We start from the raw sequence: 22,077 nt of genomic DNA on the forward strand, positions 1-22,077 counted from the left end.
AATCTTTCCTCACAAGGTGCGGCGCCCGAACGTGTTCGTGCGCGGGAAACCGTTCGGCGGCAGGCGCCCGGCCTGCGCCCGGTCGCCGCGCCAATCCGTCAGCTCTTCCATCTTGCGGTTGAAACTGCGCCCGGACGAGTCGATCCAGGACAGGCCTTCCTCGGCCTTGAACACCGTCACATCGGACACGCCGCCGTCGCGGTAGCGCTGCAGCCGCACACCGCGTCCGCGCGACATCTCCGCGACCTGCGCCAGCGGGAAGACGAGCAGCTTCCTGTTGCGCCCGATGATCGCCACCTGGTCGCCTTCGGCGGCAACGCAAAGCCGCGCTTCCACCGGCATCGTCACGTTGAGGACCTGCTTGCCCTTGCGGGTGTTGGCGACGACATCGGCCTCGTCGACCAAGAAGCCGCGCGCCTCGTCGGAGACGACGAGAAGCTTGCGGTCGCCGCGATAGACGAAGACGTCGACGACGTCCTGGCCTTCCTCCATGTCGACCATCAGGCGGACCGGCTCGCCGTGACCGCGTCCACCCGGCAGCTTGTCGGCGCCCAGGGTGAAGAACTTGCCGCCGGTCGTGAAGACGAGCAGCTTGTCGGTGGTTTCCGCCAGGAGGTGCAGCTTCAGGCTGTCGTCCTGCTTGAAGGTGAGGGACGACAGGTCGCTCTGGTGCCCCTTGAGCGCGCGGATCCAGCCCTTTTGCGAGATGACGACGGTGATCGGCTCCTTCTCGATCATCGCCTGATGGATGTCCGTCAGGTCGTGTTCGGGAGCGTCGCCGAAAGTCGTGCGGCGCTTGCCGAGCGGCGTCTCGGGGCCGTAGGTCTTGGCCATCTCGCCGATCTGCTTGCCGATCTTCGTCCACTGGCGCGTTTCGGAACCCAGGAGCGTCAGCAAGTCGTCGCGCTCGGCGGTTAGCTTGTCGTGCTCCTTGCGGATCTCGATTTCCTCGAGCTTGCGCAGCGAGCGCAGCCGCATGTTGAGGATCGCTTCCGCCTGGACCTCGGTGAGCTCGAATGCGGCCTTCAGCGAGGCCTTGGCATCATCCTCCTCGCGGATGATGCGGATCACCTCGTCGAGGTTGAGATAGGCGATCAGATAGCCGCCCAGAACTTCCAGACGGTGTTCGATCTGCGCCAACCGGTGCTGCGACCGGCGGACCAGAACGTCCTTGCGGTGATCGAGCCATTCCTGCAGGGCCTGCTTGATCCCCATGACCATGGGAATGCGCCCGCCCGACAGGACGTTCATGTTGAGCGAGAAGCGGCTTTCCAGATCGGTCAGCTTGAACAGCGACTCCATCAGCAACGCCGCATCGACATTCTTGCTGCGCGGGACGAGGACAAGGCGGACATCCTCGGCGGACTCATCGCGTACGTCGTCGAGCAGCGGCAGCTTGCGGGCCTGTAGCAGCTCCGCGATCTTCTCGATCAGCCGCGACTTCTGGACCTGGTAGGGGATTTCCGTGACCACGACCTGCCAGGTGCCGCGGCCGAGATCCTCGACCTCCCAGCGTGCGCGAACGCGAAAGCCGCCGCGGCCGGTCTCATAGGCCTCCAGAAAGGCCGCATCGCTCTTGACCAGAATGCCGCCGGTGGGGAAATCCGGTCCCTGGATGAACTGCAGCAGGTCTTCGGTCGAAGCACTGGGCGTCTTGATCAGATGCTGCGCCGCAGCGCAAAGCTCGCCGATATTGTGCGGCGGAATGGAGGTCGCCATGCCGACGGCAATGCCGGCTGCGCCATTGGCCAGCAGGTTGGGAAATCCGCCCGGCAGGACGATGGGCTCCTTGTCGAGCCCGTCATAGGTCTCGCGGAAATCGACCGCATCCTCGTCCAGCCCGTCGAGAGTGCGGACGGCGATGTCGGTGAGGCGCGCTTCCGTGTAGCGCATGGCCGCCGCGCTATCGCCGTCGATATTGCCGAAGTTGCCCTGACCATCGACCATCGGATAGCGGACGGCGAAATCCTGCGCGAGACGGACCAGGGCATCGTAGATCGCCTGGTCGCCATGCGGGTGATATTTACCCATGACGTCGCCGACGACGCGGGCGCACTTCTTGAAGCCGGCACTCGGATCGAGCTTGAGCAGCCGCATCGCGTAGAGCAGGCGGCGATGTACGGGCTTCAACCCGTCGCGCACATCCGGCAGGGCACGATGGGTGATGGTCGACAGCGCGTAGGAGAGGTAACGCTCCTCCAGCGCTTCGCGAAGATCGACAGGCTCGATACCACCTGGCTGAATCGGCTCATTTTCCATGCTTCATTCGCTACAGGCATTCGCCGCCCGAAGCAATGCGCGAGGCGCCGTCAATGGCGGTTTTCAGCCGCTTTCCGCCTCTTGAAGGTGGCGCCGGATCGCCTCCACGAACCCGTCGCGCGCCGGCGACATCTGTAGCAGGCGCGGGGCCAGCACATGCCGGTCGAGAAAGTGGCCGGTGAGGCGGAAGGCATCCTCCAGCGCCTGCCGGTCCGGAAGCCGTCCTGCGAACTCGGAAGGGATGCCGTCCTTGCGGGAGGACGAGGCCCCCGGCGCAAGGAACGGCGGCAGGGGCAGCAGGCGAGGGGCATACGGAAGCCCGGCCTCGCGACAAACTGCGCGCCCGGACTTCGGCGAAACGTAGATCAGGTCCTCGACACGTCCCGTCGCAGCGCATTCCGTCAGATCCAGCCCGAAGCCGAGCTCGGCAAGGACCTGCAGCTCGAAATGCACCATCAGCGCCCCCGCGACCAGAGGCTCGTGCAGATGGGCGATGATCGCCTCCAGCCCATCATGCAGCTGCGGATGCGGATCGCGCTCGGGGAGAAAGTGCAGCAGGGCCGCAAGTGCCTGGATGCCGTAGACGCCGGTCGAACTGGTCATCAGCTGGGCGGCGCGCAGCTCCAGCGGTTCGATGGCGTAGAGACCGAGGTGATCGTCGAGACGCGCCCGCCAGACGAGGGCGACGCGGTTTCCCGGCTGCAGTGCCGCCTGCATCCGCCGGCTGCGCCCGCCGCGCACGAGACCCAGATGCCGGCCGCGCTCGCGCGTCATCGCCTCGAGGATCAGGCTGCTCTCGCCGTGTTTCCTCGTCGCCAGGATGATGCCGTCAGCGCTCCATTCCATGGGTGTGCGATCAGCTTTGCGATGAGAATTACCTCGGGAACTCGAGGCCCATTTCGCGGTAGCGCTCGGGATCGTCGGACCAGTTCTCGCGCACCTTGACGAAAAGGAACAGGTGGACCGGGCAGCCGGCGGCCTCGGCGATCTCGCCGCGGGCGGCTTGCGAAATCGCCTTGATGGTGCGCCCGCCTTGGCCAAGCACGATCATCTTCTGGCTGTCTCGCTCGACATAGATGGTCTGTTCGATGCGGACCGATCCGTCCTTGCGCTGCTGCCAGGACTCGGTTTCCACCGTCGACATGTAGGGCAGTTCCTGGTGCAGACGCAGGAACATCTTTTCGCGGGTGATCTCGGCCGCAAGCATCCGCATCGGCAGGTCCGACGCCTGGTCTTCCGGATAGAGCCAGGGACCCGGCGGCACGCGCTCGGCCAGGTCCTCCATCAGATCATCGAGACCGGAGCCGTTGACGGCCGACACCATGAAGGTCTTGTCGAACTGGACGATCTCGTTGGCCTTTTGCGCCAGCTCGAGCAGCTTCTCGCGCCGTGTGACGTCGATCTTGTTCAGGATCAGCAGTTTCGGCAGCTTCACATCCGCAAGCCGCTCCAGGATGCTGGTGACCTGATCGTCGATGCCCTTGCGTGCGTCGATCAGCAGGGCGACCACATCCGCCTCGCGTGCGCCGCCCCAGGCCGTGTCGACCATGGCGCGCTCCAGCCGGCGCTTCGGGCGGAAGATGCCCGGCGTGTCGACGAAGATCACCTGCGAGGCCTCGTGCATCGCGATGCCGCGCACGAGGGCGCGCGTGGTCTGGACCTTGTGGGTCACGATGGAGACCTTCACGCCGACAAGGGCGTTGAGCAGGGTCGACTTGCCGGCATTCGGTGCCCCGATCAGCGCAACGAAACCGGCCCTGGTGGCGGTCTCGTTCGTCTCGGGGGAAATGCCGGTGCCCTCGGTCGGGGCCTGGTCGCTGGTGCTCACTTGATATCCGTCTCCGTCCAGACGCCTTCCCGCAGGAGAGCCGTCTCTGCCGCCCGCTGTTCCGCGAGCCGTTTTGATCCGCCGGTTCCTGTCGCCGGCTGGTATCCGTCGATCTCCACCTGCACGGTGAAGCTGGGCGCATGGTCGGGACCGCTGCGCTCCGTCATTACGTAGCGCGGGGCGGCCTTGCCGCGTCCCTGCGCCCATTCCTGCAGCATGGTCTTGGCATCGCGCAGCGGGCCGTTGTAGCCGGTCATGCGCGGCCCCCAGTGCCGCTCGATCAGAGTTTGCGCCGCCTCGAGCCCGCCGTCCAGATAAACGGCCGCAATGACCGCCTCGCAGACGTCGGCAAGGATCGCCATCTTGCGTTTGCCGCCGGTCTGCGCCTCGCTTTCGCCGAGGCGGATCGCATCGCCGAGCTTCAGGTCCCTGGCGACTTCCGCGCAGGTTTCCTTGCGCACCAGCTGGTTCAGCCGCCGCGCCAACTCGCCTTCCTCGGCCTTGGGGAAGCTCTTGTGCAGCATCGTGGCGACGGCAAGGCCGAGCACCCGATCGCCGAGGAACTCCAGCCGCTGGTAGCTTGTCGCCGGTCCGCTGCGCGCCGTGGCGCTGCCATGGGTGAGGGCGCGCGACAGCAGGTCGCTGTCGCGAAAATCGTGGCCGAGGCGCTTTTGCAACTGCGCCTCAGCCTTTTTCTGTACATCGGAGCTCATGTCGGTCTCTGGGCCACCTGCCTCAAAGCAGCTTGAACAGACGGCTGCCGCGCACGGTCCAAGGCCACTTCCAGAACATCCAGGCGGAGGCGTCCTCGTCCACGGAGAAGAACAGCATCTCGGCGCGGCCGACGAAATTCTCGAACGGCACGTAGCCGACCGCGGACAGCACGCGGCTGTCGGTCGAATTGTCGCGGTTGTCGCCCATCATGAAATAGTGGCCCGGCGGAACCTTGTAGACGCCGGTATTGTCCCAGGTTCCACGGGGCGTCAGATCCAGCGTGTCATAGGAGACGCCGTTGGGCAGCGTTTCTCGGAAACGAGGCACGCGCCGGACGTTGCCGAACTGGTCCGTGGTGATGAAGTCGTCGATCTGCGTCCGCTCGACCGCCGTGCCGTTGATGTGCAGCACGCCGTCGATCATCTGGATTTCATCGCCCGGCAGGCCGATCACGCGCTTGATGTAGTCGACGGACGTATCTTTCGGCAGCTTGAAGACAGCGACGTCGCCGCGCTCCGGTTCGGCCGCCCAGATGCGCCCCTCGATCGGTACGAGGCCATAGGGGAACGAATACTGCGAATAGCCGTAGCTGTATTTCGATACGAACAGGTAATCGCCGACGAGCAGCGTGTCCATCATCGATCCGGAGGGGATGTTGAACGGCTGGAACAGCAGCGTCCGCACCACGAGGGCCAGCAGAAGCGCCTGTACAAGCACCTTCACCGTCTCGTAGAGACCGCCTTCCTTGCTCTTGTTTTCGTCGGACACGCTCATTTTTTCCTTCGTGACGGTCACTTTCCGAGGCCAGCCGGACGGTGGCAGCGCTCGTGGGACACAACCTCGCCCGAGTCGGGCTTCGATTGAAGACCGTCAAGGTTCGGGGGAGGGGATTCCGCCTTGTCTTCAAGGCTTGTACCGGCTCGTCTGAAATGACGCAATGCAAAGGCGTTCGCGTCGCGGAGCGATAAACGCGGTGCAAATGTGCCGTTCGCCGCTGGATCAGCCGTCCCTTGCGCGATCCATCAGGCGGCGCATCTCCCGGATGGCGGCCTCCAGGCCGATGAAGATTGCCTCTCCGACCAGGAAATGGCCGATGTTGAGTTCGGCAAGCTCCGGGATGGCGGCAACACCTTCCACCGTATCGAAGGCGAGACCATGGCCCGCATGGACTTCCAGCCCGAGCGAGGCCCCGTAAAGCACAGCGTCCTTGATGCGCGCGAGTTCACGCAAGGAGCCGTCCGCGTCGCCGTCATTGTGCAGATCGCAATAGCGTCCGGTGTGCAGTTCGACGACCGGGGCCCCCAGAGCCGCGGCCGCGTCGAGCTGCATCCTGTCCGCTTCGATGAACAGCGACACACGCGTGCCATTGTCGGCAAGTGCCGCGACAATCGGCTTCAGGTGGTTGTGCTGGCCACGGGCATCCAGCCCGCCTTCCGTCGTGCGCTCCTCGCGCTTTTCTGGCACGATGCAGGCAGCGTGGGGCCGTGCTTCAAGCGCGATTTTCAGCATCTCGTCGGTGGCCGCCATCTCGAAGTTGAGCGGCAGGTCGATCTCGCGGCTGAGTCGCGCGATATCGTGGTCGGAGATGTGGCGGCGATCCTCCCGCAGATGCGCGGTGATGCCGTCTGCACCCGCCTGGGCCGCAAGATGCGCGGCGCGCACAGGGTCGGGGAAACGGCCGCCGCGGGCGTTGCGGATCGTTGCGACGTGATCGATGTTGACGCCGAGACGCAGGCGCTTGGTGGTCATGAGAAGCTCCCGGGAAGGTCGGCTCGCGAAGCCGGAGGAGGGCAGTGGAGCGCCACTATGTGACTTCGCCGCCCCGCCTTCAACGGTAAACCGATGCCCGCCAGCGGCCAGGTCGCGGCCTTATGCGTCGACGTCGCCAGCCGCTCCCTTCACGGCTCCGGGAAGCTTGCGGGAGGAGAGTTTCAGGCGGCGCGTGCGCTGATAGGCGCGCACGCTGTAGAACACCAGGAAATAGAAAATGGTCGCCGTGATCAGGCCAAGGGGAACGGCTCCCACCAGCATCGGCTTGATCAGCGGCAGAAGCGTGTCGAGCGATTTCTCCAGGAAGCCGCCATCAAGATGCTTGTCGAGGGCGCGATGGTCCAGTTCCTTCGCCTCGCCGTAGATGATCATCGAACCGACCTTGTAGGTCGAGGCCCAGATGAACGGGAACGTCAGCGGATTGCCGACGACGGTGCCGAGTGCGGCGGCCACCATGTTGCCGCCGACGACGAAGGCGATGACGAAACTGAGCAGGAAATGGAGGCCGATGAACGGCGTGATCGAAGCGAAGGCGCCAGCAGCAAATCCCATGGCAATGGCGTGGGGGCTCGCGGTCAGCCGCAGCACCCGCTTGGAGAAATAGCGGGCGGAGCGCGCGAAACTGTGGCGCGGCCAGACGGCAACGCGCAGACGCTCGAGATGGTTCGGCTTGTCGCGACGTTTGAAAAGCATGCCTGGTCTTCAAATCCTTCGTTGCGCCTGCCGGCAAGGGTGGATCAGGTCAACCGATCTCGCGCGTCACGCTGGACACATTCGCCTGTGTCCTGAGCTGATTCATGATGCGGTTCAGATGCTTCAAATCCCATACCTCAAGATCGATAAGGATTTCGTGAAAATCTGCCGCCCGCCTCAGCATTTTCAGATTGTCGATATTGCCACCCAGTTCCGCGATGGTCGCGGCAATGGTTGCAAGTGACCCCGGCTCGTTCAACGCCGAGACGTTGATCCGGGCCGGGAAGCGCTCGCGCTTGTCCCCGGCCATGTCCCAGCGAACGTCCAGCCAGCGGTCGGTCTCGTCCTCGAAAGCCTGCAGCGCAGGCGACTGTATCGGATATATGGTGACGCCGACGCCCGGTGTAAGGATGCCGACAATGCGATCGCCGGGCACCGCACCGCCATCGGGCGCGAAGGAAACGGGAAGATCTCCCGACAGACCGCGAATGGGAAGAGGAATGGCGCCGTTGCGCGGTTCTTCTCCGTCCGGAATCCGGAACTTCATCCCGCTGCCGGATTCCAGGTCGAACCAGCCTGGCTCCCCCGCCTGAAGCTGGTTTGGCAGGCGGTCGTCCTGATAGTCCGGATGCAGCGCCGACACGATCTCGTGGGCGCGGATTTCGCCGCGGCCCACTGCCGCAAGCAGGTCCGCAAGGCTGCCGTAGCCGAGCGACTGCAGTGCCCCCTCAAGCCGCTCCTCGCTGAAGGCGTGCCCGGCCCGGCGGAAGGCCCGCTCCAGGATATGTTGGCCGAGCGAGCCGTATTGCTGGCGAGCGTTCTCGCGTGTGGCGCGGCGGATGGCCGCGCGCGCCTTGCCGGTGACGGCGATCGTCTCCCACGCCGGCGGCGGCGTCTGGGCCTGGCTGCGGATGATGTCGACTTCATCGCCGTTCCGCAGCTCGGTGACCAGCGGCATGATCTGGCCGTTGACCTTGGCCCCGACGCAGGTGTTGCCGATATCCGTGTGAACGGCATAGGCGAAATCGATGGGCGTGGCCCCGCGCGGCAGTGCGATCAACCGGCCCTTGGGCGTGAAGCAGAACACCTGGTCGTGGAAGAGCTCCAGCTTGGTATTCTCGAGGAACTCTTCCGGCGTGTCGCCCTGCGACAGAAGCTCGATGGTACGGCGCAGCCACTCGTAGGCGCGGCTTTCGTCATTGAGCTTGTTGATGTTTCTCCCGCCGAGCTCGCCATCCTTGTAAAGCGCGTGTGCCGCGATGCCGTATTCGGCGACCCGGTCCATCGCCGTTGTCCGGATCTGCAGTTCCACGCGCTGGCGGCTCGGGCCGACAACTGTCGTATGGATCGAGCGGTAGTCGTTCTGCTTGGGCGTCGACAGGTAGTCCTTGAACCGTCCCGGAACGGCCGGCCACGTCGTGTGCACGACACCGAGGACCCGGTAGCAGGCCTCGACTGTGCCGACCACGACGCGGAAGCCATAGATGTCTGACAGCTGCTCGAAGGCGATCGACTTCGACTGCATCTTGCGGAAGATCGAGTAGGGACGCTTCTCGCGTCCCTTGACGAGAGCCGCGATCCCGCGCTCCTCCAGTCGCGACATCAGATCGTGCTCGATGTCCGTGATCAGGCTCTTGTTCTTCTCGCGCAGGGCGGTCAGCCGGTCGGTGATCGTCGAGAATGCATCCGGATTGAGGGTCCTGAAGGCGATGTCCTCCAGTTCCTCGCGCATGTCGTGCATACCCATGCGCCCGGCAAGCGGGGCATAGATCTCCATCGTCTCTTCGGCGATCCGGCCGCGCTTGTGCTCCGGCATGTGATGGAGCGTGCGCATGTTGTGGAGACGGTCGGCCAGCTTGACGAGCAGCACACGCACGTCGTCGGCGATGGCAAGGAGCAGCTTGCGGAAGTTTTCCGCCTGCTTGGCCTTCTTGGAGGCGAGGTCGAGGCGCTTGATCTTGGTCAGGCCGTCGACGAGCTTGCCGATCTCGGGCCCGAACATACGGTCGATCTCGTCGCGGGTCGCCGTCGTGTCCTCGATCGTGTCGTGGAGCAGGGCAACGGCGACGGTCGCATCATCGAGCCGCAGATCGGTCAGGATCGCGGCCACCTCCAGCGGATGGGAAAAATAGGGATCACCCGAAGCGCGCTTCTGACTGCCATGCTTCTGCATGGCATAGACATAAGCCTTGTTGAGCAGCGCCTCGTCGGCGTTCGGATTGTACCGCTGGACCTTCTCGACCAGCTCGTATTGCCGCATCATTGCGGAAACGCCTCACACATCGGTGCGGCCGGCCGGCGCCGCTGCCCCAGGGGGACGCCGCGACAGACGACCGCACGACGTCGTGCGGCGGCCGGATGCCGCCGGACGTCTCCGTTCAGATATCGTCCTTGCGCTCCGGCGGAACAAGGCCTTCGAGACCGCGCAGCAAGTCTTCCTCGGACATGCGGTCGAACTCGACCGAGCTGTCGTCGACTGCGTTGACTTCGGTGCCGCCCTGATTCTGGGAGGACGTGTTCGGAACCATCGGCACAGCGTCGGCCTCCGGCTCGTCCACCTCGACATATTTCTGCAGCGAGTGGATCAGATCTTCCTTCAGATCCTCGGGGCTGACGGTCTGTTCGGCGACCTCGCGCAGCGCCACGACAGGATTCTTGTCGTTGTCGCGATCGATGGTCAGCGGCGAACCGTTTGAGATCATCCGCGCCCGATGGCTCGCAAGCAGCACCAGCTCGAAGCGGTTCTCGACCTTGTCGATGCAGTCTTCGACTGTCACGCGCGCCATGGGTATGCTCCATTTAAACTGTTATCAGCAAGCGGCGATATGTACTGTGTTGCACCGCAAGACGCAAGCCTTGCGCGATGTCGCGCTACAGTTTTGTTTTTTAATCACGTTTCTAATTTCGCCATGATTTCCTGTAGACTCCTTCGGGAAAGCTGCCAAAGCTCAGTTGCCGTTGCGTGGTAAAATGGTGTAGGTGGAACTACTCAAAGGCGGTCGAGTATACCGCCCAAAGCAAAAACAAGGGGATGCTTGCAGGATTGCATCCCTCGGGCACGGAAACCGGATGGAAATCCGGCTTGCAGGTCGATCCGAAAACGGTGTGGAGTGCAGCCTTTTCTCCTGACGCGGTGGGCGAACCCGCGTTGAAAGGCAACTCTGGATATTTTTTCCGGGAGCGTTTTCTTTCCGGGCCCGTAGATCGTCCTGCATTGCAACGAAAGGTATTCTACGAAATGTTCGACCCGCGAGAGAAGGTGGCGTTGTTTATCGATGGCGCGAATTTGTACTCCACCGCGCGTAGCATCGGATTTGATATCGATTACAAGATGCTTCTCCAGGAATTCCAGAAGACCGGATATCTGCTGAGGGCATATTATTACACGGCATTGATTGAAGACCAGGAGTATTCGTCGATTCGTCCCTTGATCGACTGGCTCGATTACAATGGTTACAAGGTTGTGACCAAGCCTGTGAAGGAGTTCGTCGACTCGGCCGGGCGCCGCAAGATCAAAGGCAACATGGATATCGAACTCGCTGTCGATGCCATGGAGATCGTCGAGCATGTCGATCATATCGTGCTGTTCTCCGGTGACGGCGACTTCCGGCCTCTGGTCGAGGCGCTGCAGCGCAAGGGACGCAAGGTAAGTGTCGTGTCCACCTTGCAGACCCAGCCGCCGATGATCGCCGACGATCTGCGGCGTCAGGCGGATCACTTCATCGATCTGGCAACGCTCACCAAGAAGGTCGGCCGCGATCCGGCAGAGCGCACCCCGCGTCCTGCTCCGCGTCGCAACGACGTGGAAGAAGACGAAGACGACGATTATTGAGAGGCCGGTGAACGTGCTTCATCTGCCCAACCCGGCAAGGGATTGTCCGTCCTGTCCGCGGCTCGTGGCGTTTCGCGAGACGCACAGGACGGCGCAACCGGACTGGTACAACGCGCCTGTCCGGACTTTCGCGGCGCCTGATCCGCATCTGCTGATCGTCGGTCTGGCACCGGGGCTGAGAGGGGCGAACCGCACCGGGCGCCCCTTCACCGGCGATTACGCCGGAGACCTGCTCTACGAGACGCTTGTCGATTTCGGTTTCGCGCGAGGCCGGTACGAGGCTCGTCCGGATGACAGTCTCGAACTCGTTGATGCCGCCATCACCAATGCCGTGCGCTGCGTACCGCCGGAGAACAAGCCGACAGGTCCTGAAATCCGGACCTGCCTGCCTTTTCTGACGCAGACGATCGACGCGCTGCCGTCGCTGGTCGCGGTGGTGGCGCTCGGCCGTATCGCTCACGATGCAACGCTGTCGGCCCTGGGCATTCGGCGCGCGGCCCATGCCTTCGGGCATAATGTGCGGCACGAGCTGCGCCCGGGCCTCACGCTTTTCGACAGCTATCACTGCTCCCGCTACAACACGAATACGGGAAGGCTGACGCGCGAAATGTTCCGCGACGTCTTCACCGCCGTGCGGGCGCAGGTGGATGCCTGCGCATCCTGACGGGCGCGGATCAGTCCGCCGGGTTGGCTTCGGGCAAGGGGGCGGGAAACCACCCCCGCGGCCCCAGATGGTCCTGAGGCTGGTAACGGGCCTTGTAGTCCATCTTCGGCGAGCCCTTCACCCAATAGCCGAGATACACATAGGGAAGACCCAGCGCACGCGCGCGCTCGATATGATCGAGAATGAGGTGGGTGCCGAGGCTGCGGCTCTGCGCCTCGGGGTCGAAGAAGGAATAGACCATCGACAGGCCATCGCTCAACCGGTCGGTGAGGGCGACCGCGAGCAGCGGCCCAGTACCCCTGCCGTTGAGAAACGTGTCCGGTCCGCGCCGGCGATATTCCACCAGCATCGTCTCGACATGCGTATCCTCGATCATCATCGCGTAATCGAGAACGGTCATGTCCGACATGCCGCCATTGGCATGCCTTGCATCCAGGTAGCGGCGGAAGAGGTCGTATTGCTGCGATGAGGGGGCCGGCTCGCTGGTCGAGCCGACGAGATCGGCGTTGCGCTTCCACAGACGGCGGAACGAGCGAGTCCAACGAAAATCGTCGACCCGGACCCGGATCGAGATACAGGCGCGGCAGTTCTCGCAGGCGGGACGGTAGGCAATGTTCTGGCTGCGCCGGAACCCGCCCTGCGTCAGCACGTCGTTCAGCACCTGCGCCCGTGATCCCACGAGATGCGTGAAGACCTTCCTCTCCTGCCTGCCGGGCAGGTAGGGACAGGGCGAGGGCGCCGTCAGGTAGAATTGCGGTGTGTCGGTCGGATGTCGCGTCAAGTGCGTCCTTCCCGCTCAGCGCGTCTCAGAGCATCGAGAATCCATAATATATGGGCGCGACAAAAGTGAAAGTCAGCCATAGAAGCAAGGCGAGCGGCGTTCCCGCGACGATGAAGTCCGAAAAGCGGTAGTGGCCGGGGCCCATCACGATCAGGTTGGTCTGGTAGCCGATCGGCGTGGCGAACGAACAGTTCGCGGCGAAGATCACGCAGGTCACGAAGGCCTCGACGGGCATTCCGCTCTGTATCGCCATGTTGACCGCAATCGGCGTGAAGAGCACCGCCGTGGCGTTGTTCGACAGGACGTTGGTCAGCAGCATCACCAGCAGGAATAGAGCCGACAGCATCACCATCGGGCGCTGCCCATCGAGAACCATGACGAGGACGTCGGCGATCATCTTGGCGCCGCCGGTGACCTCGAGCGCGGTGGCTGCGGCGATCGAGGCGCCGATGAGCATGAAGATGCGACTGTCGACTGCGCGAAGCGCCTGGCGCACGTTGAGGCAGCCGGACATTACCATGGCGAAGGTTGCTGCGATCGAAGCGGTGACAATGGGAACCAAGCCGCTGGCGCTGGCCGCCACCATCAGGGCGAAGATGGCAAGCGCGCGCGGTGCCAGCCGGCGCGGCGGCAGTTCGGCCGCCGACCAGTCGAGCAGCAGGACGTCACGGTTCGTCCTCAGCTTCTGGATGCTGCTGGAGTGACCGGCCACCAGCAGCACGTCGCCAGGCTCCAGCCGGATTTCGGTCATCGCCATGCGCGGCATCCGCGAACGGCGCTGGACCCCCATCACCACGCAATCCGTCTCGGTGTGAAACCCGCTCTGGGCGATGGTGCGTCCGGATAGCCGCGATGCGGGCGCCACCACCACCTCCGCCAGGGTGAGGGAGCGTTGCGGCAGCGATGCCTCGAGATCGGACGGCTCCTCGCTTTCGGTTGCCATCAGCGGACGACGCTGGGACAGGGCGGTGGTCAGCGCGTGTCGGGTGGCCGCGACGATCACGGTGTCGCCGGGCATCAGGGTGACGTTCTCGAACGGCGGCAGGATCGGGCGCTCGCCACGCTGCACCAGCCGGACGGTCATGTCCTTGAGGGCGGGAAACAGGCCTGCGACGGAGGTGACGCCTTCCAGCGGATGGCCGGCAGTGATGGCGATCTGGGCAATGAACTGCTTGCCGGACGAGACCTGCATTTCTTCGGCCATCGACCGGCGGGGTTTCAGCAGGAACGGCATCACGAACAGCACATAGAGGATGCCGACGCCGGCGAGGATGACGCCGATCCCGGTAAAGCTGAAGAACCCGAGCCGGACATCGCTCGTGCGGGCCGCGACGTCGGCCACCAGAAGGTTGGTGGACGAGCCGATCAGTGTCGTCATGCCGCCGAGAATAGCGATGAAGGACAGCGGCATCAGCAAGCGGCCGGCCGGCTTGCCCTGGGCTGCGGCAACGGCCGACAGGATCGGCAGGAACATCACCACGACGGGAGTGTTATTCAGGAAGCCGCTGATCACAGCCACGGCGACCAGGATCGGCATGGCTGCCAATACCGGCCTTTTGCGGGTGGCGTCGACGATGATCTTTGCCGGCTTTTCCAGCGCATCCGTCTGGAACAGGCCCTGGCCGACGATCAGCAGGCAGATGACGGTAACGAGGGCCGGATTGGCGAAGCCTGACAGCAGCTCGGACGCACCGATCGTGACGGAGGCGTCAGCCGGCTGGAAAAAGGTGAAGATCAGCAGGAAGGCGACGACGGAGCCGAGCGCAACGACTTCCAGCGCAAGGCGCTCCATCGCATACAGCACGACGGTGACCACGATCACCACGAAGGTCAGCAGCATCGCGGGATCGGCTGGCAGCATGCGTCGGGCCCATCTCCTCGTTCGGGACGCACGCGGTCGCGTGCGGCGCAGCGTGCGCCATGTGCTTTTTTAACGGGCCGAGGGGCTTAAGCAAAGCGGCAAAGGGCTCATCCACCGCTCGCTGTCCGAAATGGTTTTGCTTGCAGGCAGGAAATTCCGGTCAATCCGTTGCGCGTCCGCGGTTCACCACCGCGACCCCGAGGACGATATCGTGCAACAGGCGCTTTTCTGCATTGAAGAAGCTGACCAGAAGGATCAGCGGCGTCAGCAGGCTGACTGAGAACCAGAACAGCAGTGCGTGGATCGCAGCGATCAGGATATCCGGTCGCCGGCCGTCCAGCATCCGCATCGTCAGTCCCATTGCCCGCATGCCGGGAGTGGCACTGTGCGGACCGCCGAGCGTGAAGCCGACATAGGCCAGCGCGACGCCGGGCCCCAGCACCGGGAAAAGCAGCCAGCCGAGCCCGAACGTGAAGAGGCCGAGAAACAGCAGAAGCAGGCCGCCGGCAAGCGTCAGCGCGATGATCACCGCAGCATCGATGAGGAAGGCGATGATGCGATTGGTCCGCACGCTGTCGAACAGCCGCGGGTCCAGTCCGCTCGCTTCACGTCCGTCGTTCATGTCGTCGATGCCCTGTGCGTTGCGGTCCTGCATTGGCGGCTTGCTCCTTGCTGACCTTGCAGGTGGTGACGATGGCCGTTCATGTCAAATGCCTCGCTTTGGCGCGGCCAATGCCGCCTCAGATCCGCGATTCGCCCAGATCGAGCGGGCATACCGAGTGCCCGGCCTTTTCCAACGCTGAGAGGATACGGGCCGCATGCTCCGGGTCGTGCGTTTCCATGGTGACGTCGAGGGTGGTCCCCTTCGCCGGCACGTTCAGGAACAGGCGATGGTGCGAGACTTCCAGGATATTGCCGCCCAGGCGGCCGATCAGCGTCGAGATCTCGCCGAGGATGCCGGGGCGGTCGGCGGTGGTGATGCGGATCGACAGCAGCCGTCCCTCGCGCGCAAGCTCGCGCACCATGATGGACGACAGCAGCCGGGGATCGATATTGCCGCCGCACAGGACAAGGCCGACGCGCTTGCCCTTGAAGCGCTCCGGATAAGCGAGAAGGCCGGCAAGGCCCGCAGCACCCGCGCCCTCCGCCATGGTCTTCTGCCGCGTCAGGTAGGCGTTGACCGCGCGCTCCAATGTCGCCTCGTCGACGAGCAGAATGTCGTCGACCGTCTGGCGGACAATCTCCAGCGTCAGACGGCCGACATTCTTGACGGCGATGCCTTCGGCAAGCGTTGCGCCGCTGCAGGTCACGGCCTCCCCACGCAATGCGCCGAGCATCGAGGGGTAAAGCGCCGCCTCCACGCCGACGACCTCGATTCCCGGCTTTTGCGCTTTTGCCGCGATGGCCATGCCGGAGATCAGCCCGCCGCCGCCGACCGGAACGACGAGGCAGTCGAGATCCGGCTGGTCCTCCAGCATTTCGAGCGCGATCGTTCCTTGTCCGGAAATGATCGCCGGGTCGTCATAGGGGTGAACCCAGACGAGGCCTTCCTCGTCGGCGATGCGCTCCGCCTCGGCTTGTGCATCGGCCAGAACCTCGCCGGCAAGCACCACGCGTGCGCCATAGCCGCGCGTTGCGGCGACCTTCACGAAGGGGGTCGGCTCCGGCATGACGATGGTCGCCGGGATGCCGAGCCGGGCGGCGTGATAGGCGACGGCCTGCGCATGGTTGCCGGCCGACATGGCGATGACGCCGCGCTTGCGTTCGCTCGGTGAGAGCGACGACAGCTTCACCAGCGCGCCGCGCTCCTTGAACGCATTGGTGACCTGCAGGTTCTCGTATTTGACGAAGACGTCCGCCCCGGTGAGCAGAGACAGTTTCGGCGCCGGCAGGCACGGGGTCCGCATCACGGCCCCCTGAATGAGCCTTGCAGCCTGGGTGATCGTCTCGAGGGATACCTGCATCTGAGGGCCTGAAGCTGCGGAAAAGGTCCGCTCAACTGCCATCAAGCAGGGATCATTTGCAAGCTCAGGATGGTCGAGCCGACCATCAGTCCGGCAAGGGCGATCCGCAAGGCGTTCAGCAACCGCGTACCGCCGGCATTGCTGCGCAGCCAGCTTCCCGCCAGCAGCCAGAGACCGTTCAGGAAGCCGCCGAGGCACAGGAAGGTCAGCGACAGGACCAGCGCATCCGCGAAGTAGCGCTCTGCGGAGACGAACTGGCTGATGCCGGCGATCTGCATCGCATAGGCTTTCGGATTGAGCGGATGCACCCAGAAGCCGCGACCGTATCCGGGTATGCGATCGGCCTTGACGCCGCCGCGGACCGGGCTGCGGACGATCACCCAGGCAAGATAAAGGATGTAGCAGAGGCAAAGAACGCGAAGGATCTCGAAGACCTGCGGTGCGCTCTTCAACAGGGCGAAGAGACCGGCAACATTCAGCCAGTAGATCACCTGGAAGCCCGACATCGTGCCCAGCATGAACGGCAGGGCGGGGCGTGCCCCGAAGGAGATGCCGTTGGCCATCAGCGACATGTTCGCAGGACCGGGCGAGCCGACCATCGCGGAGACGAAGAGCGCAAGCAGCCCGAACTGGGCGAGGGGCATCAGGAGATCGGAAGGCATCTGGCAGCGACTTCATGAGGGCGACCGGCGGTCGCGGATTGTGTTTCGCCGGCAGATTTGTCTTGAAACAATTCCTGATACAATCGTAACATTGTTCTTGTGACAATATTGCCTGATATCTCCTCCGGCCTCGATCAGCCGGTCACGGTCCGTTCGCTGGAAGCGCATCTGCGGTCCTGCGTCGAGCGAGGCCTCCTTGCGGCTGGCGACCGTCTGCCGCCCATCCGCGAGGCCGCCTGGAAACTCGGTTGCGCGCCGGGAACCGTTGCGCGCGCCTATCGGGCGCTGGAGCTTGCCGGCCTCGCGCATGGAGAAGTGGGGCGAGGAACCTTCATCGCTTCCGGCGACCGCAAGCTTGCCTTTCCTCAAGCGGCGACCAGGACGCAGCATGTGGCCGATCTGGCCGTGAACAGCTTCCTCATCGAGGATGCCTCGAGCCTTGTCGGAAAGGCGCTGGCTGCGGTGCAGTCGGACCTGGCGGCCGGGGATCTGCCGCTCGCCTATCTCACGACCGGTGAGGACGAGGACATCAGGGGCGTAGCCGCGCGCTTTCTCGGCGGGCAGGGCGCAGCACGACACATGGATGAGATCGTCGTGACGGCCGGCGCCCAGGCGGCGATTGCCTCGGCCTTTCTGGCTCTGACCGAAAACGGCGGCGGCATAGCCTGCGATGCGCTTACCTATCCGGGCGTGATCAGCGCCGCGAGCGCGGCACGTGCGCGGCTTCATCCGGTGAAGATGGATGACGACGGGATGGATCCGGAGGCGTTAGACGCCTTGTGCCGGCGCGCCAAGATCGCCTGCGTCTTCCTGATGCCCTCGACGCAGAACCCGACCGGGCGACGAATGTCGGCCCGGCGCTGTGAACAACTCGCAGAGGTTGCCGCGCGCCACGGCGTGGTGGTGGTCGAGGATCGGATCTACGACTTTCTGTCGGACGAGGGCACACACACCGGGATCTCGGGGTTTCTGCCCGAAAGCACGGTGCTCGTCACGGGCCTTTCCAAATGCGTGGCGCCGATCCTGCGCGTCGGCTTCGTTGCCGCGCCGAAGCCGCTCGCCCGCCAGATCCTCGCGGTGGAGAACGCGCTCAGCCTGATGGTCTCGCCGTTGCTGACACGGGTTGCCGCGCACATCCTTTCAGATGGCGTGTTCGAGGCCCGGTTGGCGCGGGTACGCCGCGGCATCGCTGAGCGCGCAACAATCGCGCACGAGCTCTTCCCGCAGCTGAAGCCGGAGGCGCTGCAGGGCGGCCTTGCGTGGCTGGAGCTTGCGGGCGGGTGGTCTGCCGACGCCTTCTCGTCGGAAGCCGAGGCTCTCGGCGTGCGCGTGGCGCCGGCGCGTTTCTTCGCGGTCGAGCCGCGCGGCGCACCGGAGGCGGTGCGCCTGTGCCTTGGAAGCGTGGCGCAGGATGACGTCTGCCGGCGGGCGCTGGAGGATCTTGCGAGTCTCATGGCACGCCCGCCGCGCGGGCCTCAGATTTTACCCTGAGGCGCCTGGTGCCAGGGCGCAGCCGGGTCAGTCGAGACCCTTGAGCTTTCTTGCCGCACGCGGCGCGAAATAGGTCAGCACGCCGTCCGCCCCGGCGCGCTTGAAGGCCATCAGGCTCTCCATCATCGCCCGCTCGCCGTCCAGCCAACCGTTTCCGGCCGCGGCCATGATCATCGCGTATTCGCCGGACACCTGATAGGCGAAGGTCGGCCGCTCGAACGTGTCCTTCACCCGGCGGATGATGTCGAGATAGGGCATCCCCGGCTTGACCATGATCATGTCGGCGCCTTCCTCCAGATCCAGCGCGACCTCGTGCAGGGCCTCGTCGCTGTTGGCCGGATCCATCTGGTAGGTGCGCTTATCGCCGACGAGCGTCGCGTTGGTTCCGACCGCGTCGCGGAACGGACCGTAGAAGGCAGACGCATACTTCGCCGCGTAGGACATGATCTGGACGTCCCGGTAGCCGGCGGCATCGAGGCCGGCACGGATCGCGCCGATGCGCCCGTCCATCATGTCGGACGGAGCGATGACGTCGGCACCGGCTTCGGCCTGCAGCAGTGCCTGGGCCACCAGCTGGGCGACCGTCTCGTCGTTCAGAATCACCTCGCCCTTCATCAGGCCGTCATGCCCGTGGCTGGTATAGGGGTCGAGCGCCACATCTGTGACGATGCCGATCGGCAGGCCCGTGTCCTTGATGGCGCGGCACGCGCGGCAGATCAGGTTTTCCGGGTTGAGGGCTTCCGAGCCGTCCGCATCGCGCAGCGACGGATCGGTATTGGGAAAGAGGGCGATCGCCGGAATGCCGAGCTCTGCGGCTTCCTCGATCTGGCGGGCGATATTGTCCACGCTGTAGCGCATGACGCCCGGCATGGAGGGAACAGGCTGCTCGATGCCGGTTCCCTCGGTCAGGAACAGCGGCCAGATCAGGTCGTCGACGGTCAGGGTGTTCTCGCGCACCATCCGGCGCGACCAGTCGGTGCGGCGGTTGCGGCGCATGCGGCGTCCCCCGACGATACTATCGACATCGTGGGCCTTCGCATTGAGGGTGGGGCGCTGGTGAGCGGTCATCGGAACTTCCCTGCAGGGGGGTTGATCGGGTTGGACGGACCCTAGCACCGGGAAGGTGCCGACCGGAAGCCTGCCCGAGCTTGCATCCCTTGGCCGGATTGACGCAGGGCCGGGGGCTGGATAATCCAGCAGTCTATCGTCGGGAAACCGAGGCCGTGCAGCCTCGCGTCGTGACACGGCTCTGGGAGGAGGCAGGCAATGGATTTTGCGCTCGGGGAAGACCAGCGTGCGTTTCAGGACGTCGCTCGCCAGTTCGCGCGAGACGAGATGGAGCCCCATGCCAGGGAGTGGGACGAGAAGTCGTTCTTTCCGGTGGAGACGCTGCGCAAGGCGGCGGAGCTCGGCTTCGGCGGAATTTATGTCGGCGACGACGTCGGCGGTTCGGGGCTCGGCCGGCTGGACGCAGCGGTGATCTTCGAGGAACTGGCCGCCGGCTGCACCTCGACCGCGGCCTACATCTCCATCCACAACATGGCCGCCTGGATGATCGACCGCTTCGGCTCGCAGGAGCAGCGCGAGCGGTTCCTCCCCGATCTGTGCTCGATGGCGCGCTTTGCAAGCTACTGCCTGACGGAGCCCGGATCGGGATCGGACGCGGCGAGCCTGCGTACCCGCGCGGTCCTCGATGGCGACCATTATGTGCTCAACGGCTCCAAGGCCTTCATCTCCGGCGGCGGCGTCTCCGACGTCTATGTGGTGATGGTTCGCACGGGCGGGGAGGGGCCGAAGGGCATCTCCTGCCTCGTGGTGGAGAAGGACACGCCGGGCCTCAGCTTCGGTGCCCAGGAGGTCAAGCTCGGCTGGAAGAGCCAGCCGACCGCCCAGGTGAATTTCTCCGACTGCCGCGTTCCGGTTGCGAACCGCATCGGCGAGGAAGGCGAGGGCTTCCGCATCGCCATGGCCGGTCTCGATGGCGGCCGCCTCAACATCGGCGCCTGCTCGCTCGGCGCGGCACAGAGCTGCCTCGACCGCTCCATCGCCTATCTCAAGGAGCGGCGGCAGTTCGGACGTCCGCTGGCCGAATTCCAGGCATTGCAGTTCCGCCTGGCGGACATGGCGACGGAGCTGGAAGCCGCGCGGCTGCTGCTCCACAAGGCCGCGACCCTCGTTGACGCAAAGACGCCGGACGCGACCCGCATGGCGGCCATGGCCAAGCGCATGGCCACCGATGTGGGTTTTTCCGTCGTCAACGAGGCGTTGCAATTGCACGGCGGTTACGGCTATCTGCGTGACTATCCGGTGGAGCGTTATCTGCGTGATGTCCGCGTGCATCAGATTCTGGAAGGTACCAACGAGATCATGCGTGTGATCATCGCCAGAGATCTCCTGAAGGATTGACGGGGCGAGCGTATTGCTACGCGAAATTTTCCTTCGCCGTTTGGAATGAGACGAGAGTTCTGGCGAATTTGTTGAGGATACTTGATGAGCGAACCCGAGATCCTGTTTGAGCGGATCGGCCGTGCCGGTATTGTTACCTTGAACCGTCCCAAGGCGCTCAATGCGCTGACGCACGGGATGGTGCTGGAGATGATCGACCAGCTGGAACGTTGGGCGATTGACGACGCGATTGGTCATGTGATCGTGCGCGGCGCGGGCGACCGTGCTTTCTGCGCCGGCGGCGACATCCGCAAGATCTACGATCAGGGCATGTCGGGTGATCCGACACGGGCTCAGTTCTTCGGCGATGAGTACCGCCTCAATGCGCGCGTAAAGCGCTTTCCCAAGCCATATGTCGCTCTGATCGACGGGATCGTGATGGGCGGCGGCGTTGGCGTATCCGTTCACGGCAGCCACCGCGTCGGCACCGAGCGCACCACTTTTGCCATGCCCGAGACCGGAATCGGCTTCTTCCCGGATGTCGGCGGCTCGTGGTTCCTGCCGCGCATGCCGCAGGAGACCGGGATGATGGCCGCCCTGTCGGCGGGCCGGCTCAAGCAGGCGGACGCCCTGTGGGCCGGTATCCTGACCCATGGCATCGCCGCCGGCGACATGGAGGCGCTGACCGGAGAGCTGACCGAAACCGACGATATCGACGCTGCGATTGCCCGCTACGCAGCACGCCACGATGCCGGCGAGGCGCCGCTTGCCGCGCGCGCCTCCATCATCGCCGACATTTTCGGCCGCGGCTCCGTTGCTGAAATCCTGTCTGCCCTCGACGAGCGCGCCGCACGCGCGGGCGATCCGGATGCGGGATGGGCCGGCGATCTTGCGGCCGTAATTCGGTCCAAGTCGCCGACCAGCGTGATGCTGGCGTTCCAGCAGCTCCGCCGCGGCGCGACGCTCGATTTCGAAGCCTGCATGCGCCTCGAGTATCGCATCGTCTGCCACATCCTCCAGGGCGCCGACTTCTACGAGGGGGTGCGCGCGGTGATCGTCGACAAGGACAATGCGCCGAAATGGTCGCCGGCCGAACTGGCCGACGTGACCGAGGCGGACATCCTGGCGCATTTCGAGATGCCCGTCGGCGGCGATCTCGATGTGTGATGTGAT

20 protein-coding genes and 1 pseudogene are annotated in these 22,077 nt (G+C 64.4%); 6 read left to right on the forward strand and 15 right to left on the reverse strand.

Going from position 1 to position 22,077, the window contains the following annotated elements; genetic code table 11:
- Positions 1-9 precede the first annotated feature (9 nt).
- The 9 genes from parC to rpoZ form a co-directional block, all read right to left on the reverse strand.
- A complete protein-coding gene (gene parC / locus GH266_RS00355) occupies positions 10-2,259 on the reverse strand; it encodes a DNA topoisomerase IV subunit A (protein WP_158192131.1) in 2,250 nt (749 codons plus the stop codon).
- 63 nt (positions 2,260-2,322) lie between these two features.
- Positions 2,323-3,105, reverse strand: coding sequence for a DNA repair protein RecO (gene recO / locus GH266_RS00360; RefSeq protein WP_158192132.1), 783 nt, complete (start codon positions 3,103-3,105; stop codon positions 2,323-2,325).
- Positions 3,106-3,133: 28 nt separating this feature from the next.
- Positions 3,134-4,048: a GTPase Era gene (gene era, locus GH266_RS00365; RefSeq protein WP_209001594.1), complete on the reverse strand. Its 915-nt coding sequence runs from the start codon at positions 4,046-4,048 to the stop codon at positions 3,134-3,136.
- Positions 4,049-4,083: 35 nt separating this feature from the next.
- A complete protein-coding gene (rnc, locus tag GH266_RS00370) occupies positions 4,084-4,800 on the reverse strand; it encodes a ribonuclease III (RefSeq protein WP_158192134.1) in 717 nt (238 codons plus the stop codon).
- Between the two features lie 22 nt (positions 4,801-4,822).
- Complete coding sequence (gene lepB / locus GH266_RS00375) at positions 4,823-5,575, reverse strand: signal peptidase I (RefSeq protein ID WP_067214747.1); 753 nt, start codon at positions 5,573-5,575, stop codon at positions 4,823-4,825.
- A gap of 225 nt (positions 5,576-5,800) precedes the next feature.
- Positions 5,801-6,550, reverse strand: a complete 750-nt coding sequence (locus GH266_RS00380) for a pyridoxine 5'-phosphate synthase (protein WP_158192135.1) — start codon at positions 6,548-6,550, stop codon at positions 5,801-5,803.
- Positions 6,551-6,670: 120 nt separating this feature from the next.
- Positions 6,671-7,264: a DUF2062 domain-containing protein gene (locus tag GH266_RS00385; RefSeq protein ID WP_158192136.1), complete on the reverse strand. Its 594-nt coding sequence runs from the start codon at positions 7,262-7,264 to the stop codon at positions 6,671-6,673.
- Between the two features lie 49 nt (positions 7,265-7,313).
- Positions 7,314-9,527 carry a RelA/SpoT family protein gene (locus tag GH266_RS00390; protein WP_158192137.1) on the reverse strand — a complete coding sequence of 738 codons (2,214 nt, stop codon included), beginning with the start codon at positions 9,525-9,527 and terminating at the stop codon, positions 7,314-7,316.
- Positions 9,528-9,642: 115 nt separating this feature from the next.
- Entirely contained in the window at positions 9,643-10,050 is a 408-nt protein-coding gene (gene rpoZ / locus GH266_RS00395; RefSeq protein ID WP_120268079.1) for a DNA-directed RNA polymerase subunit omega, read from the reverse strand.
- A gap of 452 nt (positions 10,051-10,502) precedes the next feature.
- Between rpoZ and GH266_RS00400 the strand changes: the two genes are divergently transcribed.
- Entirely contained in the window at positions 10,503-11,096 is a 594-nt protein-coding gene (locus tag GH266_RS00400) for a LabA-like NYN domain-containing protein (protein WP_120268078.1), read from the forward strand.
- Positions 11,097-11,160: 64 nt separating this feature from the next.
- Positions 11,161-11,760 (forward strand): uracil-DNA glycosylase, encoded by a 600-nt coding sequence (locus GH266_RS00405; protein ID WP_244953746.1) that lies wholly within the window; start codon positions 11,161-11,163, stop codon positions 11,758-11,760.
- 10 nt (positions 11,761-11,770) lie between these two features.
- Here the strand turns inward: GH266_RS00405 and GH266_RS00410 are convergent, their stop codons facing one another.
- From GH266_RS00410 to GH266_RS00430, 5 genes are all read right to left on the reverse strand, one after another.
- The gene (locus tag GH266_RS00410; protein WP_158192138.1) at positions 11,771-12,541 is read right to left on the reverse strand and encodes an arginyltransferase; all 771 of its coding nucleotides are present in this window, start codon (positions 12,539-12,541) and stop codon (positions 11,771-11,773) included.
- Positions 12,542-12,566: 25 nt separating this feature from the next.
- Positions 12,567-14,402, reverse strand: a complete 1,836-nt coding sequence (locus GH266_RS00415) for an SLC13 family permease (RefSeq protein ID WP_158192139.1) — start codon at positions 14,400-14,402, stop codon at positions 12,567-12,569.
- A 160-nt stretch (positions 14,403-14,562) separates the two neighbouring features.
- On the reverse strand, positions 14,563-15,057 hold the full coding sequence (locus GH266_RS00420; protein WP_244953747.1) for an RDD family protein: 495 nt from the start codon (positions 15,055-15,057) through the stop codon (positions 14,563-14,565).
- An 85-nt stretch (positions 15,058-15,142) separates the two neighbouring features.
- Positions 15,143-16,366 carry a threonine ammonia-lyase gene (locus GH266_RS00425; protein ID WP_158192140.1) on the reverse strand — a complete coding sequence of 408 codons (1,224 nt, stop codon included), beginning with the start codon at positions 16,364-16,366 and terminating at the stop codon, positions 15,143-15,145.
- A gap of 41 nt (positions 16,367-16,407) precedes the next feature.
- A complete protein-coding gene (locus tag GH266_RS00430; RefSeq protein WP_158192141.1) occupies positions 16,408-17,028 on the reverse strand; it encodes a LysE family translocator in 621 nt (206 codons plus the stop codon).
- A 99-nt stretch (positions 17,029-17,127) separates the two neighbouring features.
- Here GH266_RS00430 and GH266_RS23680 point away from each other — a divergent pair.
- Positions 17,128-17,352: pseudogene (locus GH266_RS23680) on the forward strand (GntR family transcriptional regulator); the annotation flags it as partial.
- Positions 17,353-17,418: 66 nt separating this feature from the next.
- On the forward strand, positions 17,419-18,519 hold the full coding sequence (locus GH266_RS00435; RefSeq protein WP_244953748.1) for an aminotransferase-like domain-containing protein: 1,101 nt from the start codon (positions 17,419-17,421) through the stop codon (positions 18,517-18,519).
- 27 nt (positions 18,520-18,546) lie between these two features.
- Here GH266_RS00435 and hemB read toward each other — a convergent pair whose 3' ends face one another.
- Positions 18,547-19,515, reverse strand: coding sequence for a porphobilinogen synthase (hemB, locus tag GH266_RS00440; protein WP_244953861.1), 969 nt, complete (start codon positions 19,513-19,515; stop codon positions 18,547-18,549).
- 270 nt (positions 19,516-19,785) lie between these two features.
- Between hemB and GH266_RS00445 the strand changes: the two genes are divergently transcribed.
- Together GH266_RS00445 and GH266_RS00450 are read left to right on the forward strand one after the other, a co-directional pair.
- Positions 19,786-20,925: an isobutyryl-CoA dehydrogenase gene (locus GH266_RS00445; RefSeq protein WP_158192144.1), complete on the forward strand. Its 1,140-nt coding sequence runs from the start codon at positions 19,786-19,788 to the stop codon at positions 20,923-20,925.
- A gap of 84 nt (positions 20,926-21,009) precedes the next feature.
- Complete coding sequence (locus tag GH266_RS00450) at positions 21,010-22,071, forward strand: enoyl-CoA hydratase/isomerase family protein (RefSeq protein WP_199270412.1); 1,062 nt, start codon at positions 21,010-21,012, stop codon at positions 22,069-22,071.
- Positions 22,072-22,077 lie beyond the last annotated feature (6 nt).

Origin of the sequence: Stappia indica, assembly GCF_009789575.1 — a bacterium.
GTDB lineage: Bacteria > Pseudomonadota > Alphaproteobacteria > Rhizobiales > Stappiaceae > Stappia > Stappia indica_A.